This window comes from Cryobacterium sp. 10I1, assembly GCF_035019805.1.
In the GTDB taxonomy this organism is placed as follows: domain Bacteria; phylum Actinomycetota; class Actinomycetes; order Actinomycetales; family Microbacteriaceae; genus Cryobacterium; species Cryobacterium glucosi.
Window position 1 is genome coordinate 1 of the sequence record NZ_JASJVF010000600.1, and the last position, 349, is coordinate 349.

Sequence of the window (349 nt, forward strand, 5' to 3'; positions counted from 1 at the left end):
CTGCTCGGCGGCCGGTTCACCCACCGCGCGCTCTGACCCGATGCGGGCCGCGGGGGTTTTCCCCCGCAGCGATTGGGACGCAGGCCCGATGGGCCTGCTGGATGTTCACGGCGAGGCTGGAGTCATCCACCAAGGAGGACACCATGACCACGACGACACCCGCAACCATCCCGCACTCCGGGGAATCTGGCAGTCTGGAGACCGTGCAGATCCCTCTGAGCAAAAATCCCGGCTATCGAGGCCTCTGGCGGTCGGTACCACGGGAACTCGGCTTTCTCCTGCTCGCCCTTCCCGTCGCGGTCATCGCCCTGAGCGTGCTCAGCACCGTCTTCTTCACGGGCGTCGGCAT

The 349-nt window shown here is 66.5% G+C and carries 1 pseudogene; it reads left to right on the top strand.

Annotated features, from left to right (window positions below):
* Positions 1 to 143 precede the first annotated feature (143 nt).
* Positions 144 to 349 (top strand): annotated as a pseudogene (locus QN345_RS19950) (hypothetical protein); the annotation flags it as partial.